We start from the raw sequence: 16383 nt of genomic DNA, 5'->3' as shown, positions 1-16383 counted from the left end.
TGCAGATGAATTAACTGGGAGGATCAGATTATTTTCAACAATTCTTTTAAATCACTCACATGGCGCCGGCTAATAATCGGGCGCGCGGCAGTATCGGCCAAACGCACGTGGTACTGCCCCTGCCCGTTGCGCTCCAGCGCTTCAATATGTTTGATGGACACCAGCGAATTGCGATGAATACGCACAAAACGCCCGTTAAATTCTTCTTCCAATTCTTTTAGTGTTTCATCCAGTAAATGCTCACCGCCGCGATGAAAAACCGTAACATATTTTTGATCAGCCTGAAAATAACGAATATCGTCCAGCGCGATTAATTCCACGCCGCGGCGGGTTTTAGCGGAAATATGGCTGCGCTGATTTTCTGTGATTTTTGGTTGCTGCACGGCGAGACGCTGGATTTTATTGAGCTTTTTTGCCTTCTCCAGCACTTGCAATAATTGCTCTGCTTTGACCGGCTTTAATAAATAACCGACAGCATTGGTACCAAAAGCATCAAGCGCGTATTGATCGAATGCGGTGCAAAAAATAACAACGGGCGGATCTTCCAGTTGGCTAATGTCTTTGGCCAAACTCAAACCATCGCGGCCAGGCATGCGAATATCCAGCAATACAATATCCGGGTCGTGTTCGGCAATGGCGATGAGTGCTGCCTCGGCGTTATCGGCCTCGGCCACCACCTGAAAGCCATCAATCTTTTCCACCATGCGCAGCAAGCGCTGCCGCGCCAGAGTTTCGTCGTCAACAATCAGTAATTCCATACCCGTGGTTCCGAACAGTTGTTGGAAATAATCGCCGGTTAAATTTATGGTGTGAGCGGGCAAAAAATGTAAGTCGTAAACACGCCATTTTCTGCACTGCTGGAGAGCCGCGCCGTCGCCCCAAAATGGGCGGTCAGGCGGCGGCGGATATTATCCAATGCCATGCGGTTGTGACGTTGCGCCGGTTCGCTATTGGGTTGATTTTTTTTCGCGAGCATATAGGGGTTGGTAATAACAATGCTCAGCTGCTTATCGTTCTGCGATACCTTAACTGTAATTTTTCCGCCGCGCGGCAGTGGCTCCACACCGTGGAAAATCGCGTTTTCAACCAATGGCTGCAGCATCAAACTGGGAATTTTTAGCTGTTTATTGCACTCGCCAATTTGCCAATCCACCTGCAGGCGCCTACCCAGGCGCAACTGCTCAATATCCAGATAGTGTTTACATAAACTTAGTTCACGTTCGAGCGGAATTAAACTCGGTTCGGCCAGACTGGCGCGAAATAATTCGGACAAGTCTTCCACCACCCGCTCGGCGGTATCCGGATCCGTCGCAATTAAACTGGCGATGGAATTCATGCTATTGAATAAAAAGTGCGGGCGAATACGCGATTGCAAGGCTTGAATGCGCGCCTGCATTTCCGCTTGCTGCTGATTGCGCAACTGCTGCTGCAAATATAGGTAGCGCAACAAAATGCCACCTAAAATGGCGGCAATAACCATGTTGTTCAGCAGCTGCCAGCTGTTAAATTCAAATTCGTAATCCTCGACTAACGCGAGGCCGCTCACGCCATAGATAATCCACTGCCCAGCACTGGATAACACCAGGGTAATGCCCAGCACCAGGGCATAACTGGCAATACCCGCGCGTACATGATCTTGCCGCCCCAGCCAAAAACGCAGGCGACACAGGGCGATTGCGCTAAACAGCACTACCCACTGGATTTGCACCGAGATCAGCGCCAGTTTGTCCCAGTCAAAATGCTGTAGACCAGCCGAGGCGCTAATGGTCAGCAGCAGCGCCAGTAATTCCGCCACCAACACCAATAAAAACACCGACTGACTGCTGCATAAATCCGTCAGAAAGGGCTGCATTGGTTCGCTCGCGCCCGCGACAGGTGTTTTGTCCTGAGTGTTCATCATAAATTCCTATTGCACAGCGGGATAAAAGCCATAGCGGCACCGCGACTTATTTACAGGCCATTGGGCTATAATGCCCGGCCTGCGGCGGCCTACCTTGTTGAAGAAGGCCTAGAGGTGAATCTTAGCCTATGCCCGCCCGCCATCTCTTTCATTATTTTTAGTTTGTGGACACTTCCTCATGAGCCAAAACGATCAGCCTATCAAACCCTGGGGCGGCCGCTTCAGCGAAGCTACCGACGCTTTTGTAGAGCGCTTTACCGCTTCTATCGGTTTTGATTACCGCCTTTACCATCACGATATCAATGGCTCAATCGCCCATGCCACCATGCTCGCCAAAGTGGGCGTGCTAACCGAGGCCGAGCGCGACCAGATCATCACCGGTTTGGAAGAGATTCGTGCCGAAATCGTTGCGGGTAAATTTACCTGGTCAGTCAGCCTTGAAGACGTGCACATGAACATTGAAGCGCTGCTCACCCAGCGCATCGGCATCACCGGTAAAAAGCTGCATACCGGACGCTCGCGTAACGATCAAGTTGCCACCGACATACGCCTCTATTTGCGCGACGAAATCGATGCAATCGCAAAAGAATTGACTCGCTTGCAACAAGGCCTGCTGCAAGTTGCCGAAGCCAATGCCGATACCATCATGCCCGGTTTTACCCATTTGCAAACCGCTCAGCCGGTGACTTTTGGTCATCATTTGTTGGCGTGGTTTGAAATGCTGCAGCGCGATTATTCGCGCTTGATGGACTGCCGTGCGCGCATGAATTATTTACCGCTGGGCGCCGCTGCACTCGCCGGTACAACTTACCCCATCGACCGCGCCTACACCGCGCAGCTACTGGGTTTTGATGCGCCGACCGAAAACTCACTCGATTCAGTCAGCGACCGCGACTTCGCCATCGAATTTGCCGCTTTCGCCAGCATCCTGATGATGCACTTGTCCCGCGCAAGCGAAGAGCTGGTGCTCTGGACTTCATCGCAATTCAGTTTTATCGATTTACCGGATCGCTTCTGCACCGGCTCCTCGATCATGCCGCAAAAGAAAAACCCCGACGTGCCCGAACTGGTACGCGGCAAAACTGGCCGTGTTTACGGTCACTTGACTGCGCTTTTGACCCTGATGAAATCCCAGCCTTTGGCTTACAACAAAGACAATCAGGAAGACAAAGAGCCGGTGTTTGATGCAATCGATACCGTGAAAGACTGCCTGCGCGCCTTCGCCGATATGATTCCCGCGATTCAACCGCGCAAAGAAAAAATGTACGAAGCCGCCAAACGCGGCTTCTCCACTGCCACTGACCTCGCGGACTATCTGGTACGCAAAGGCGTTGCCTTCCGCGATGCCCATGAAATTGTCGGCAAATCCGTTGGTTATGGTGTGCAAACCGGTAAAGACTTGTCGGAGATGAGTCTGGCCGAACTGCAAGCCTTCTCCACGGTTATCGAGCAGGATGTATTTGCTGTATTAACGCTGGAAGGTTCCGTCGCCGCGCGCAATCACATCGGCGGTACTGCACCGGCGCAAGTAAAAGCTGCGGTTGAGCGCGCCAAAACAAGCCTTGCCAATCGCGCCTGATTGAACTGATCGTTTCTTACCTCAAAACGCCGCCCGTTAATCGCGGGCGGCGTTTTTTATTGCCGTGGATTTTCCCCTCGCCAAAACCAGGATCGATAGCCTGAATTTCTGGAATTCACGCCGGAATGAACTAGGCTTTAATTCTGGCAGCTTGTTTTTGCCCGGATACAACAGAGGCACTGGTTAGGGATATGAGTGAACACCCACCCCATTCAGGAACAACTGAGCAAGCACTGGCAGCCAGAGTCCGGCAGCTGGAGGAAGAGCTCGCCTCGCTAAAACAAGAACTGCAACAACAGCAACTTCAACAACAAGCCATGGTTGATCGGGATACGCGCCATCAGTACGCGATGGAGGCGACTAACGACGGCCTGTGGGATTGGCATATCCCGAGCGGCAAAATTTATTTCAATCGCAGCTACCTGCGCATGCTCGGTTACGACTATGGCGACCTGCCCGGCAATCTGGAAACCCTACGCGATTATTTTGTCCACCCGGACGACGTGGATAACATGCTCACCGAGTACCACACTGCACTGGATAATCGGCGCGAATCCGTGCAGTTGCAATGCCGCATGCTACACCGCAGTGGCGAGGTGATTTGGGTACACGCCAAAGCCAAATTTTTTGAACCCGATGCCGAGGGGCGCGCCACTCGCTGTGTGGGTGTTAATACCGATATCAGCGACTTTATTAAAACCCGCGAAGACCTGCTCAGCGCCAAAGCGCAAGCCGACCTGGCCAACAAAACCAAAAGCGAATTCCTCGCCCGTGTCAGCCATGAAATTCGCACGCCGATGAATGCGATTATCGGTATCGGCTACTTGCTGCACGACACGCCGCTGGATGAGCAGCAACAGAGTTATCTCTCCAGTATTAATTCCGCCGCGGATTCATTGTTGCAAATTATCAACCAGTTACTCGACTTCTCCAAAATTGAAGCGGGACGAGTCATTCTGGAATATGCCCATTTTGATATTGAACATTTGTTTGAAAAAATATCGCGCCTGTTTGAAATCAGCGCACTGCATCGCAACGTCAATATTGTGTACGACATCAAACCCGATGTGCCGCGTTTTTTGCGCGGTGACGCCTCGCGTTTGAGCCAAATTCTCGGCCATTTAATTAGTAATGCCTTTCAGTATTCCAATACCGATCAAGTGATTGTGCGCGTTGCCAAAACCCGCCAGACCCGCAAACAGCTGATGCTCGAATTCACCGTGGAGGACAAGGGTACAGGCATGAGCCACAAACAACTGGCGGCGATTAAAGAACAGCTGGTGTTTAACAAAAACCTCATCTCCACCGAAAAAAATACTTATGGTCTGAGTATTTGCAGTCACTTGGTGCATTTGATGCAGGGCAAGTTTGCAATAGAGTCCAGCCCCAAAAAAGGTTGTAAAGTCAGTTTCAGCGTAGTTTTGGAACACAGCCATCTGGGCGAAAAAGCCCTGCTCAACCAACCGCGTAATTTAAATAATATTCGTGTATTAATCGTGGACGACAACACCATCGCGCGCACCATTATTGCGAGTACGGCGCGCAGTATTAATTTACAAGTGGATGAAGAAGACTGCGCACTCAACGCGCTGGAACGCATCCGCAACGCCGACAAATACGGCCAGCCTTATCACTTTGTATTGCTCGATTACCGTATGCCGGGCATCAATGGTTTGCAGTTAACCGGCCTGATTAAAGCTGATCACACACTACGCAAAAAACCCTGGGTATTTTTAATTTCGGCGTATCACCGCGACGAAATTTCCAGCGCTGATCCCAGTGCTATTTTAGTCGATGAATTTTTAAGTAAACCGGTAAGTGAATCACGCCTGTTTGATGCGATAGGCCAAACGATTGCGCAAGTGCAATCGCTGCAGGAAATCAGCCCGCCGATCAGCAGCGATCAGGAAACCACTGCACTGCTGGACAATAGCCGCGTACTTATCGCCGAAGACAATCTGGTGAACCAACAGGTACTGCGCGGTATTTTGAAAAAGAAAAACATTAGCTGCACCATTGCCACCAACGGCGTTGAAGCCCTGCAATTATTGGAAGTCGCCGAGCAACCTTATGCGGCAGTGTTGATGGATTTGGAAATGCCGGAAATGGATGGCATAGAAGCAACGCGTCAAATTCGCGCCGGTGCGGTGAGCAGTAAATTTCCCGTGGCACAGATTCCAATTATTGCCGTCACGGCGCAAGCCATGCGCGGTGATCGCGAGCGCTGTTTAGCCGCCGGCATGGATGGTTATTTATCAAAACCGGTGAACCCGGAGTTACTCTATACAACACTGGCTGATATTTTACGTGCCCACAGTGTAACCAATGACCATCTGCCACATTGAGACCTATGTTTTCCCGCCCGATAGATATTCACGATATAGACGATGGTGTTGACCGCAAACAACTCAGCCAACTGAAGCAGCGATTTCTCACCTTAAACCAACAGCGTTATGCCCGCACTTGTGCGGCGCTGTCCGAGCGTCAGCAGCAATTTTTACAATTGTTGCCGCTGCTGTTTCACGTTAATCACCCCATGCTGCCGGGTTATATTTCCCACAGCACACCCGCCGGTGTTTACCAATACTCGCCCACGGCTGAGCAACTGCGCTACGCAAAAATTATTGCGCGCAGTTTTAATTATCAGCGCGATCTCACTGAAAAGAATTGTTACATTGATGCACTGTTTATTATGGGTAGCGTGGGCACTATTGCCCAAAGCGACTCCAGCGATTTGGATGTATGGGTGTGCCACAGTCTGGATGCAAACTACCCCACCCTGCACGAACTGGAACGCAAATGCGCATTGATCAGCGCCTGGGCTGCACAGCAAATTCACTTGGAAGTGCATTTCTTTTTGATGAATGCCGACGAATTTTCACAGCAGCGCAACCAGGGGTTAAGCAGCGAAGCCAGCGGTTCGGCGCAACACTATTTATTACTGGACGAGTTTTATCGCACGGCGCTTTGGCTTGCGGGCAAGGTTCCACTCTGGTGGTTTGTGCCCGCTTCACGCGAGCGCGACTATCAGGATTTTTGTGAAAAATTAGTAGGCCGCCGATTTCTTAAATCGCAAGATGTAATCGATTTTGGCGGGCTACCCGATATTCCCGCCAACGAATTTATTGGCGCGGGCGTCTGGCAACTTTATAAAGCGATTGAATCGCCCTATAAATCTGTACTGAAATTATTGTTGCTTGAGGTCTATGCCAGTGCGAGCAGCACTAGCCTAAGCAGTTTTACCGCCGAAGAAAATTCCACTGCAATCACTCACGCCGCCGAGCCCTTGGCCCTGAGTTTAAAACGCGCGATTTATAGCAGCGAACCGGACGCCGATTTGCTTGACCCCTATGTGATGGTCTACCAGCGTATTGAACAGTATCTGGAGCAGCACCAACAATTTCAGCGCCTGGATTTAGTACGCCGCTGTTTTTATTTTAAGGTGAATAAAGCGCTGTCCCGCACCAGTGCAAAACGTAAAAAATCCTGGCAGCGACAACTGTTGGAAAAAATGGCCGCCAACTGGAACTGGAGCAGTCATCAACTATTAATGCTGGACAACCGCGCCTATTGGAAAGCGCCGCACGTGATTAGCGAGCGCGCGTTATTGGTGAATGAATTAAACCACAGCTACCGCTTACTCAACGAACTCAGCAAACAACATCGCGATGAAATTGCAATCACCAGCGATGAATTAATGATTCTCGGGCGAAAACTGCACGCGGCCTTTGAGCGTAAGGCAGGGAAAGTAGAATTGATTAACCCGGGAATTTCGCGCGACATCAGTGAAGACGCACTGTGTTTTATGGTAGAAGAAAAAAACCAAGACCAAAAAAACGCAGGCGAAAAAAATTGGCAATTGATTCGCGGCACCCAGCAGGATGTGATCCTGCGGTATATCGATGTGGCGCCCATCAAACGCTCGCGCAGTTTGGTGGAATTGTTACTCTGGTGTCACGCCAATCAGATTCTGGAAAACCACACCAAAATCGATATTGTCGGTAGCGAAGTTGAACTTACCCACGGTCAAAAACAACAACTTATTCAGGCACTGCAACAGTGGCTGCCGGTACCCTTCACCATAGAGCACGAACACTTTACCCGCCAGGCTTCCATCGAGCGGATATTGCTCATTATCAATACCGGCGTTGAACCCCAGGTTGAGTTACATAAAAAAGGCATGCAGATGCTCAGCAGCCAACGCGATGCTTTGGGTTACAGTGGGCTGCGTGAAAATTTGATCATCAATGCCGATGTTATTCACATTAACTCCTGGGGTGAATTGATTTGTCGCCACTATGCCAATGACGCATTGGTCAATTGCCTGTTGCATTATTTCCGCTTATTTTCGCCGGGCAAACCCTTCAGTTTGCCCGAGCTGAGCATTCGCTGTTTTAGCAGCAGCCAAGGCAACAATATTACCCAGCGCCTTACCGAATTATGGCGCGACCTGATCAGCTGCTTTTATTCCGGCACCCGCCCGCGTTCCAGCCGCTACGTGCTGGAAGTCGGCGATGAATATTTGGTACTGCAATTTGTGCAGCAGCTACCGCAAATTCAGCGTTTTAAAAGTTACGAAAAACTATTGGAACGGTTGGGGCAAGCACAGAGCGATTACAGCCCGATTGTGATTGACCGCTATGGGTTGCGCGATAAACCCCTGCGTTTAATCTGCGAGACCACTAAGAAGCGCGCGATTTATTTGTTTTATTATCTGGAAGGCAGCGATGCCAAAATCATTATTATTGATGAACGCGGTTCGCTGTTTAGCATCCATTCTTCTTATCACAACCAACAAACTCTATTGCGGCCGCTGGTGACGTTTATTAATGCCGCACTGCAGCGCCAATTATTGAACAGCGCGCAGACGATTACTGCGGGTGAACAGAAAGATATTCTAATTTACGAACTCACCGGCAACATCAAACAACAACAAGCTATTGCGGAACCACGCCACTTGCAAAAAGACTGGTCGCAATTGCACTTTATCAACATTAAAGCGATTGCCGAAATGGATAGCGAACAACAACTACGCTACACCATTTTTTGTGATGAACAGGAATTTTCTGCGCTCAGTTATGGCGAGCAATTATTTAGCGCTGTGGCCAATTACATTGTGCAGCGCCGCAAACAGGGCGAGCGCTACCCCTGCTACATTACCGATCTGGATTTATCGCTCTGTCAGGACACTATTGCCCAACAAACCGGGCTGCAACTCGGGCACTATTTGCACCTGAAATCCGAACTGGAAGACAAGCTCAATCAGGCACTGGCACTGCTCTGATTACACCAATCAATTGTGGTGAAATAATTGTCAGCGCTTAGCGTGTAAGCTCAAATTCACGGCGCGCTATTTCTGTACCATTGATTTGGATCGCCACCTGATGTGCACCAGTGTAGTAGCGGCGGGTAGTAATAGGTTTGAATGAGTGGCGCTTGGAAATAACAACAGTTTCGTTGGCAGCAAGTGCAATATTTTTTAATTTAAAAACTTTGGGTGCAAGCTTGCCGTTGGCTTTCATAAAATAGATCACATAATCCACCACCACATGTTGCGCGCGTTTGCCGCCGCTAAGCGTGCAATTAAATTCAAGCGCATCGCCCAGGGCAATGGTGTGTTTAGCAAGCTTAATATCACTTAGCGTTACACTGGGTTTAGCGGCATAACCCAAAAGAGGAAATACCCGCGCGTCGCCCGCCTTTACCAAACTGCGCATGGCGTGTTTTACAATCCAATTGGTATGCTCGTGTGAATCCGCCAACCAGGCTGCACACAACTTGATCATCCATTCCGGATTGTCCTTACTGATGTCGTTCAGGTTATTCGCCACCGAGCGACGCACATATAAACTCTCGTCAGTTTTTAATTTTTGCAAAATCCCCAGCAGTGGTTCGGGGTTATGAATAAATTGCGGCAGGCGCATGCCCCAGGGCAAACGCGGGCGCGAACCTTCCGACGCTAAACGGCGCACATGCTCGGAAGGGTGATCGCACCAGTCCACTAATTTTGCGTAGGTAAAATCCGGGTGTTGTTGGATAAACGGGCGAATCGCAAATTCTGCGCTGAACAGCGGTGTTAATTTTTCCAGTGTGTGCAGCGCTTCTTTGGGGTGCGCTAAGCCGTGTACGGCGACGTAATCAATCACCGGCCAAGCGGCAAAACCGGCTTTATTGTCTGCCGCGCTGCCCCTGTCCCACACCTCGGGTAAATGCTGCAAATAGTTGCTGAGTTTTTTAAACGGCAAATCGTAATGGCGATGCAAAATATCAATCAGGTGATGAACCCGCGCTTTTAATTCAAGTTGATCCAATCCGCGCCGGGCATCTGCCTCAAATGCCCGCGCATCAAATTGTGGAATGACCTGCGCCAGGCTGTTGCCAATACGCGCGATTGCCGCGCGGCCCAAGCCATCTTTCATCAAGGATTGTTCTGCCATAGCACCAGCTGCCGAGTATTTAGGGAACAACTATTGTTCCACAAAATGCGCGGCAGGTTAGTTGGCTTTTGTCATCGACTGGCGTGGGACCGGTGCGAGTGACACAACGAAGTAAGGGGCGATGAAACTATCGCACGCGCCTCAGCCGAGGGCTGCAACTCAAAACACTTACTCTTGCTGGTGATAAGTTGAATGGATTTTCCGTACATCCAGGATTCACTAATTTGCCCGGCTTTTACCCGCAGCAGCAAACGCGCGCGCATCGTCAGCAGACACCCGGTTGCTGGCAGCCCCATAAATTCCTCGTGATGAACGCCCTGCACACTAAAGGTTACCAGAGCCTCTGAATCGCTCGTCAACAATTGCTCAATCGACCAATTGGCATCAGCAAATACATCCATCAATAAATTAAAAAAGCCCTGATACTCATGGCGACATTCAGGATTAAACTCCGGAAATCCCCAGCAACGAACCTGTTCTGCAACATAGCGTTCAAAGTGCGCAGCAGAACCGGAAAAAGCGCCACGTAAAAATTCACGGATGTCAGCATTCAGGGATTGGTGGTGTTGCATACTCAGCTCCTTCCCTTGTGGGGATTCTCAAATAAATTGGCCGGCCCGGATAGGGTGAGCGCCAGTTTGAAACCTTCCGCCATGGTAAGGTCAAGGCGGAATTGCACGGCGGCAGGGTAAATATAGGGTTTGCGCGCGCGCGCGGATAGCCAATTACTCTCGGGTTATTGCCTAATCCTCCAGACTCATGCTGCAACCGGTTCTAGGCATGAAGCCAACGCGCTACACTCGGTGCTGTGTTATTAACGAGGATTCAAGCGATGAATGCGGCCGACCCCAGCCTTATAACCAGCCCCAGTGTCGATGCCATTCTGGCGGAGATGGTAGCGCGAACGCTCAAACTTGCCCCGCAGGAAGGCATGAGCAAAACCGCGTTTGGGCCGCTGCAAATTTATCGCGCCAACCGCACAAGTGAAGCAATACATGGGCGCTATGAACCCGCGCTATGCATTATTGCGCAGGGGTGTAAACGCGCCATGCTGGGCGATGAAATTTATAACTACAGCCCCAGGCACTATTTGGTCGCCGCTGTGGATTTACCCGTGGTGGGCCAAGTTGTTGAGGCGAGCGAGGATAAACCTTATTTGTGTGTCCGCCTGGAATTAACGCCACAAAAAATCAGCGACTTGTTAATTGAAACCACACCCAAAAATACCTCGCCGCAAACCAGCCACGACAAACTTAGCCGTGCGGTCAGGTCGCAGCGCGGGCTGTTTGTAAGCCAGGCCAATGGGCACTTATTGGATGCTGTGCTGCGCCTGTTGCGCTTGCTGGACAATCCCGCTGACCTGCCGATTCTGGCTCCGCTGTTTGAGCGCGAAATACTCTACCGCCTGCTGCAAGACGACCAGGCTGATGCGCTCCACCAAATCGCGCTCGCCGATAGCCACGCGCAAAAAATTGCCGCCGTAATTGCACTACTGAAACGGGATTTCCAAAAAAGCTGGCGCATTGAAGAGTTGGCGCAAACGGCGTGTATGAGTAATTCGTCACTGCACACCCATTTTAAAAACGTGACCAATATGACGCCGCTGCAATATCAAAAAAATTTACGCTTGCAAGAAGCGCGGCGTTTGTTGTTTGCAGAAAATCTGGATGCGGCGACAGCCAGCCATCGTGTCGGCTACGAAAGCCCATCGCAATTTAATCGCGAATACCATCGCCTGTTTGGTTTGCCGCCGGTACGCGATTTGGCGCAACTGCGCGCCACCAAACAACTCATGGCCAATGCTTAACCCAGCGCCAATTGAATATTAAAACAGGTGCCGTTTTGCTCGTCGGAGGTGACTGCCATTTGGCCGCGGTGGTGATGGGCGATGATGAAGTAGGAATAGGACAAACGCTGCTCGACCGGGCAACTTTCCGGATGACTGTTCATCGCAAAATAGGGCTGGAAAATATCCAACTGTTCTTCTTCGCTGAGACATTTGCCGTTGTGTGCCAGCTTAATCCACAGCGAGTCGTAAAATTCTGCTATCTCAATATTAATCCAGGGTTTGTCATTGTCATGCCAAGGTTTGGCGTTGAGCGCATAAAATGCATTGCGCATCAAACGCACAAATACCTGTGCCAGTTCCGCGGGAAAACAGGGGATTTCCGGCAGATTAGCAGCGTAGTTGCGACGGATATTAATCTGGCGAAATGCCAACCCCTCTGCATCTTTGAACAACTGACTCGCCAATTCAATGCTGTGATCCATAATCGGCGCAATTGCTGCGGGCTGCTTGATGTCGTGATGACTACTGGCCAGCTCCAATAAATTTTGTGCAATCGCTGTAGCTTGTTGCGCGCTTTGACGCACCATTTCCACTTCGCTTAACAAAAACTCTTTTACTTCACCTAAATCCGCCGCTTCCAATTCCTGGCGCGCACTGGAAACCCGGGCAAAAATACTGTTGATGGGTAGGCTGATGTCATACACCATCGCCGAGGCCAACTCACCCATTGCAGAAACCTTATCGCGCTCGGCTAATTTATTTTCGGCGTTGACTTGTTTGGTGACATCGGAAATCAAAATCACTATGCCGGTATCATCCTGTTTATCCAGCGGATAAAGCGTGATATCAAAACTGTATTGGCCGGGCTGGGCATGTTTGATGTTCATGGTCTCGCCCGATTCCAATACCGCCTTAACCTGAGCCTCGGTCAGGGTGATGGAGGAATAAGCTTTCCACAAATTTGTGCCCACTACATCTTTGAGTGGGCGACCAGTAACCTCTTCGGCCTTTTTATTCCACTGGGTAACTTCCAATTTCTGGTTCAAGCCAATCAACATCACCGGCATGGAATTCACAATACTGGCGATATAAGCCTCGCGCTCCTGCAATTCAGCAGTGCGGTGCGCCACACGCTCCTCCAGGGTTGCCTTAATTTCGGTCAGCGCACGATTGGAGCGCACTGCGCGCCAGTGGGCGCGAATGAGAAAAAACAGCACTATCAGCAACGCCAATATCAGCAAGCTGGCGCTGGTATTGGCCACATATTGCCAACGGGTACTGCCGTCCTCTTCGCGGAACACGGCAAATACATCGGCATAGGCGCTCAAACTCAGGCTGGCAAAGGCGATAAACACCAGGGCTTGTCTCATAAACGGGGGTCTCGTCAAAAAAGCGGGAATAAAACTTGCCAAATTTTACTCGATTGCAGCCGGCAATAGCTATGTTTGCCCAGCAAGGCCTCATCAGCGGCAATAAAAAAGGGCAAATCAAACGATTTGCCCGTGGAAGCGACTCATGAAGCAGTCGAAGAAGAGGGGGAAGTACTCACAAAAAACTATTGCTACAGCGCTTACACTTTGCGCGGTTAACTAGACCTGCACTTGTACCAAACCATCATCAACCCGCACTGGAAATACCGCTACGGCATACTCGGGTTTTTCCAAACACTCACCGGTGCGCAGATTATAGTGCTCTTTGTACAGTGGCGAGGCGACAACCACTTCATCACCGATTGAACCAATAATACCGCGCGACAATACATTCGCCTCGCCGATAGGATCGTAATTGCTGATCGCAAAAATTTCATTTAAACGACGCGAACGAAAAATGGCGACCTGCTTGCTATTTACCTGCGCACAAACACCGGTATCGGGCAACAAATCATCAAGTTCACACACGCTGATCCAGGGTTTATCACTCATAATTTTTTCTCACTAAAATACTTTTTGATTCGTAGCCCGTATGGCGCCTAGCGCTCTACGGGATCGTTAATTTATTCAAAGCCCCGTATTTCGTTAGACGCCATACGGGCTACAGATAACTAATCCACCAACTCAACAAATTGAATGCTGCTGTTGCTACGTTCCAGCGCCGTCGCGGGGCGAATTTGTTCGCGCTCTACGACATAAGCCAAATTGTCATCGGTGGCATCAGTGTTGATAAAATGTTTGAAACGTTTTTGCAGCGTTTCGTTTTCGACGGTGGTTTTCCATTCGCACTGGTACTGGCTGATGTTGTAGGCCATTTGCGCTTCCAATTCCGCACAAATAGATAACTTATCGTCAATCACCACTTTCTTCAGGTAATCCAAACCGCCTTCCATATTTTCCAGCCACACCGACGTGCGCTGCAGGCGATCCGCGGTGCGGATGTAGAACATCATGACGCGGTCGATATATTTAATGAGGGTGACATCATCCAAACCGGTGGCAAATAAATCGGCGTGCCGCGGGCGCATACCGCCGTTACCACACACATATAAACTCCAACCAGTTTCGGTGGCGATAACCCCGAAATCTTTGGACTGCGCTTCAGCACATTCACGGGTACAACCCGACACACCAAATTTAATTTTGTGCGGTGCACGGACACCCTTGTAGCGATTTTCTAATTCAATCGCCATGCCCACTGAATCCAACACCCCATAACGACACCAGGTGCTACCCACACAGGATTTCACGGTGCGCAATGATTTGCCGTAGGCGTGGCCCGTTTCAAAACCGGCATCGACCAAAATTTTCCAAATCGCCGGCAACTGATGCAATTGCGCACCGAATAAATCGATACGCTGGCCGCCAGTGATTTTGGTGTAGAGTTTGTAATCTTTGGCGACTTGGCCGAGCACAATTAATTTGTCCGGCGTAATCTCGCCACCGGCAACACGCGGCACGATGGAATAGGTGCCGTCTTTTTGCATATTGCCCAGGAAAATATCGTTAGTGTCTTGCAAGCCAATGTGTTTTTCATCCAACACATATTCATTCCAGAAAGCAGCAAGAATGGATCCAACGGCCGGCTTACAAATTTCACAACCCAAACCATGGCCGTGTTCATCCAGCAAATGGTCAAAGGTTTTGATTTTTTTGATGCGCACTATGTCAGCCAATTCCTGACGCGAATGCGGGAAGTGCTCGCAAATATGGTTGCTTACTTCCACGCCCAACTTGGTCAGTTCGGAGTCCATCACTTGTTTGGTTAATGCGCTGCAACCACCGCAACCGGTAGACGCTTTGGTGATGGCTTTGATGTCGCCCATGGTGCGCGCACCGTCTTGTACGGCACAACAAATTGCACCTTTACTCACATCAAAACAGGAGCAGATCATGGCCGTTTCCGGCAGTGCATCCACACCAATTGCCATGCCGCCGCCATCGACGTTAGGCAGAATTAAGCAGTTGGGATCATCCGGTAAATCCATACCGTTAACGCACATTTGTTGCAATGTACCGTAAGCCTCTACATCGCCTACCAATACCGCGCCCAACAATTTTTTATTGTCGGCAGAAACGATCATGCGCTTATAAACTTCATCGACATCGTTGCTGTAGGTATAACTTAATGAACCCGGAGTAGTACCGTGAGCATCGCCAATAGAAGCTACATCCACGCCGAGCAGCTTTAATTTGGTGCTCATGTCCGCACCCATAAATTGATCGCTGCCGCCAGTAATATGGGATACCGCTACTTTTGCCATTTGGTAACCGGGCGCAACCAAACCGTAAATGCGATTATTCCACAGCGCACATTCGCCAATTGCATAGACATCTTTGATGGTGGTTAAGCAATTATTGTCCACTACAATACCGCCGCGCTCACCCACACCCAAACCGCATTTGCGCGCGAGTTCGTCCTGCGGGCGAATACCGGCAGAGAATAAAATCATATCGGTTTCCAAATGGCTGCCATCAGCAAAATTCATGCGATAGCGCGCTTCGGTACCTGCCACAATTTCGGTGGTGGCTTTTTGGGTGTGAACTTTTACGCCGATAGCTTCAATTTTGCGGCGCAATAATTTACCGCCACCTTCATCGAGTTGTACTGCCATCAAGCGCGGTGCAAATTCTACCACGTGAGTTTCAAGGCCAGCTGCTTTTAACGCGGCGGCCGCTTCCAAACCGAGCAAACCACCGCCCACTACTACACCCACTTTGCTGACGCTGGCAGAATTGGTAATGGCCTCCAGGTCTTCAATAGTGCGGTACACCAAACAGTGCTCACCATTGTTACCGGGAATTGGCGGTACAAACGGAAACGAACCTGTCGCTAACACTAATTTGTCGTAGCCTTCACGGCGACCCGATGCGGTAATCACTTCTTTGTTTTCAAAATCCAGATCGATCACTTTATCTTTCAAGATAAAGTCGATATTTTTTTCGCGGTAATAATCTTCGCTGGTCAACATTAAATCGTCAGCGGTAGAACCGGAAAAATATTTGGAGAGCTGTACGCGGTCATAAGCAAGGCGCGGCTCCTCTGAAAAAGTTACCACTTGATATTGATCAGCTTCAGCATGGTTTACCAAATTATCAATAAACTTGTGCCCTACCATGCCGTTACCGACTACAACAATACGCTTCTTCATATGTGCCTCACGTTATTAAACGCTTATCTATGTCTTTGAACTGAATGTTTTAACTAGCCAAAGCTAACCGGTTGAAATATTTCTCTTGCGCTGCTG

At 49.9% G+C, this 16383-nt stretch carries 11 protein-coding genes; 4 read left to right on the top strand and 7 right to left on the bottom strand.

What is annotated here, in order from left to right; translation table 11 throughout:
- Window positions 1-23: 23 nt before the first annotated feature.
- The gene (locus D0B88_RS05620; protein ID WP_191966531.1) at window positions 24-758 is read right to left on the bottom strand and encodes a LytTR family DNA-binding domain-containing protein; all 735 of its coding nucleotides are present in this window, start codon (window positions 756-758) and stop codon (window positions 24-26) included.
- Between the two features lie 44 nt (window positions 759-802).
- On the bottom strand, window positions 803-1900 hold the full coding sequence (locus D0B88_RS05615) for a sensor histidine kinase (RefSeq protein WP_151055753.1): 1098 nt from the start codon (window positions 1898-1900) through the stop codon (window positions 803-805).
- Between the two features lie 178 nt (window positions 1901-2078).
- Here D0B88_RS05615 and argH point away from each other — a divergent pair, with 178 nt between their 5' ends.
- The 3 genes from argH to D0B88_RS05600 all read left to right on the top strand — a co-directional run bounded on the left by argH (window position 2079) and on the right by D0B88_RS05600 (window position 8763).
- Window positions 2079-3479 (top strand): argininosuccinate lyase, encoded by a 1401-nt coding sequence (gene argH / locus D0B88_RS05610; RefSeq protein ID WP_007638354.1) that lies wholly within the window; start codon window positions 2079-2081, stop codon window positions 3477-3479.
- Window positions 3480-3670: 191 nt separating this feature from the next.
- The gene (locus D0B88_RS05605) at window positions 3671-5824 is read left to right on the top strand and encodes a PAS domain-containing hybrid sensor histidine kinase/response regulator (protein ID WP_151055751.1); all 2154 of its coding nucleotides are present in this window, start codon (window positions 3671-3673) and stop codon (window positions 5822-5824) included.
- A gap of 5 nt (window positions 5825-5829) precedes the next feature.
- Window positions 5830-8763: a class I adenylate cyclase gene (locus D0B88_RS05600; protein WP_151055749.1), complete on the top strand. Its 2934-nt coding sequence runs from the start codon at window positions 5830-5832 to the stop codon at window positions 8761-8763.
- 37 nt (window positions 8764-8800) lie between these two features.
- Here D0B88_RS05600 and D0B88_RS05595 read toward each other — a convergent pair whose 3' ends face one another.
- Both D0B88_RS05595 and D0B88_RS05590 read right to left on the bottom strand, forming a co-directional pair.
- On the bottom strand, window positions 8801-9916 hold the full coding sequence (locus D0B88_RS05595; RefSeq protein WP_151055747.1) for a DNA alkylation repair protein: 1116 nt from the start codon (window positions 9914-9916) through the stop codon (window positions 8801-8803).
- 71 nt (window positions 9917-9987) lie between these two features.
- Complete coding sequence (locus D0B88_RS05590) at window positions 9988-10488, bottom strand: ester cyclase (RefSeq protein ID WP_151055745.1); 501 nt, start codon at window positions 10486-10488, stop codon at window positions 9988-9990.
- A 260-nt stretch (window positions 10489-10748) separates the two neighbouring features.
- Between D0B88_RS05590 and D0B88_RS05585 the strand changes: the two genes are divergently transcribed.
- Window positions 10749-11723, top strand: coding sequence for an AraC family transcriptional regulator (locus tag D0B88_RS05585; RefSeq protein WP_007638362.1), 975 nt, complete (start codon window positions 10749-10751; stop codon window positions 11721-11723).
- Here the strand turns inward: D0B88_RS05585 and D0B88_RS05580 are convergent.
- From D0B88_RS05580 to nirB, 3 genes are all read right to left on the bottom strand, one after another.
- The gene (locus tag D0B88_RS05580) at window positions 11720-13075 is read right to left on the bottom strand and encodes a PAS domain S-box protein (RefSeq protein ID WP_225318549.1); all 1356 of its coding nucleotides are present in this window, start codon (window positions 13073-13075) and stop codon (window positions 11720-11722) included. The two genes, D0B88_RS05585 and D0B88_RS05580, sit on opposite strands and share 4 nt — an antisense overlap.
- Before the next feature lie 219 nt (window positions 13076-13294).
- Complete coding sequence (gene nirD, locus D0B88_RS05575) at window positions 13295-13627, bottom strand: nitrite reductase small subunit NirD (protein ID WP_151055743.1); 333 nt, start codon at window positions 13625-13627, stop codon at window positions 13295-13297.
- Window positions 13628-13746: 119 nt separating this feature from the next.
- Window positions 13747-16287: a nitrite reductase large subunit NirB gene (nirB, locus tag D0B88_RS05570; RefSeq protein WP_007638372.1), complete on the bottom strand. Its 2541-nt coding sequence runs from the start codon at window positions 16285-16287 to the stop codon at window positions 13747-13749.
- Window positions 16288-16383: the final 96 nt, after the last annotated feature.

It is taken from the genome of Cellvibrio sp. KY-YJ-3 (assembly GCF_008806955.1).
GTDB lineage: Bacteria > Pseudomonadota > Gammaproteobacteria > Pseudomonadales > Cellvibrionaceae > Cellvibrio.
Note: the sequence above shows the minus strand (reverse complement) of the source record. Positions and strands in the feature narration are given on the sequence as shown.

Bases quoted from the DNA above. Each gene is read 5' to 3' on its own strand.
- D0B88_RS05590 (WP_151055745.1), bottom strand. From the start codon at position 10,488: ATGCAACACCACCAATCCCTGAATGCTGACATCCGTGAATTTTTACGT.
- argH (WP_007638354.1), top strand. From the start codon at position 2,079: ATGAGCCAAAACGATCAGCCTATCAAACCCTGGGGCGGCCGCTTCAGC.
- D0B88_RS05615 (WP_151055753.1), bottom strand. From the start codon at position 1,900: ATGATGAACACTCAGGACAAAACACCTGTCGCGGGCGCGAGCGAACCA.
- D0B88_RS05585 (WP_007638362.1), top strand. From the start codon at position 10,749: ATGAATGCGGCCGACCCCAGCCTTATAACCAGCCCCAGTGTCGATGCC.
- D0B88_RS05580 (WP_225318549.1), bottom strand. From the start codon at position 13,075: ATGAGACAAGCCCTGGTGTTTATCGCCTTTGCCAGCCTGAGTTTGAGC.
- D0B88_RS05605 (WP_151055751.1), top strand. From the start codon at position 3,671: ATGAGTGAACACCCACCCCATTCAGGAACAACTGAGCAAGCACTGGCA.
- D0B88_RS05600 (WP_151055749.1), top strand. From the start codon at position 5,830: ATGTTTTCCCGCCCGATAGATATTCACGATATAGACGATGGTGTTGAC.
- nirD (WP_151055743.1), bottom strand. From the start codon at position 13,627: ATGAGTGATAAACCCTGGATCAGCGTGTGTGAACTTGATGATTTGTTG.
- nirB (WP_007638372.1), bottom strand. From the start codon at position 16,287: ATGAAGAAGCGTATTGTTGTAGTCGGTAACGGCATGGTAGGGCACAAG.
- D0B88_RS05595 (WP_151055747.1), bottom strand. From the start codon at position 9,916: ATGGCAGAACAATCCTTGATGAAAGATGGCTTGGGCCGCGCGGCAATC.
- D0B88_RS05620 (WP_191966531.1), bottom strand. From the start codon at position 758: ATGGAATTACTGATTGTTGACGACGAAACTCTGGCGCGGCAGCGCTTG.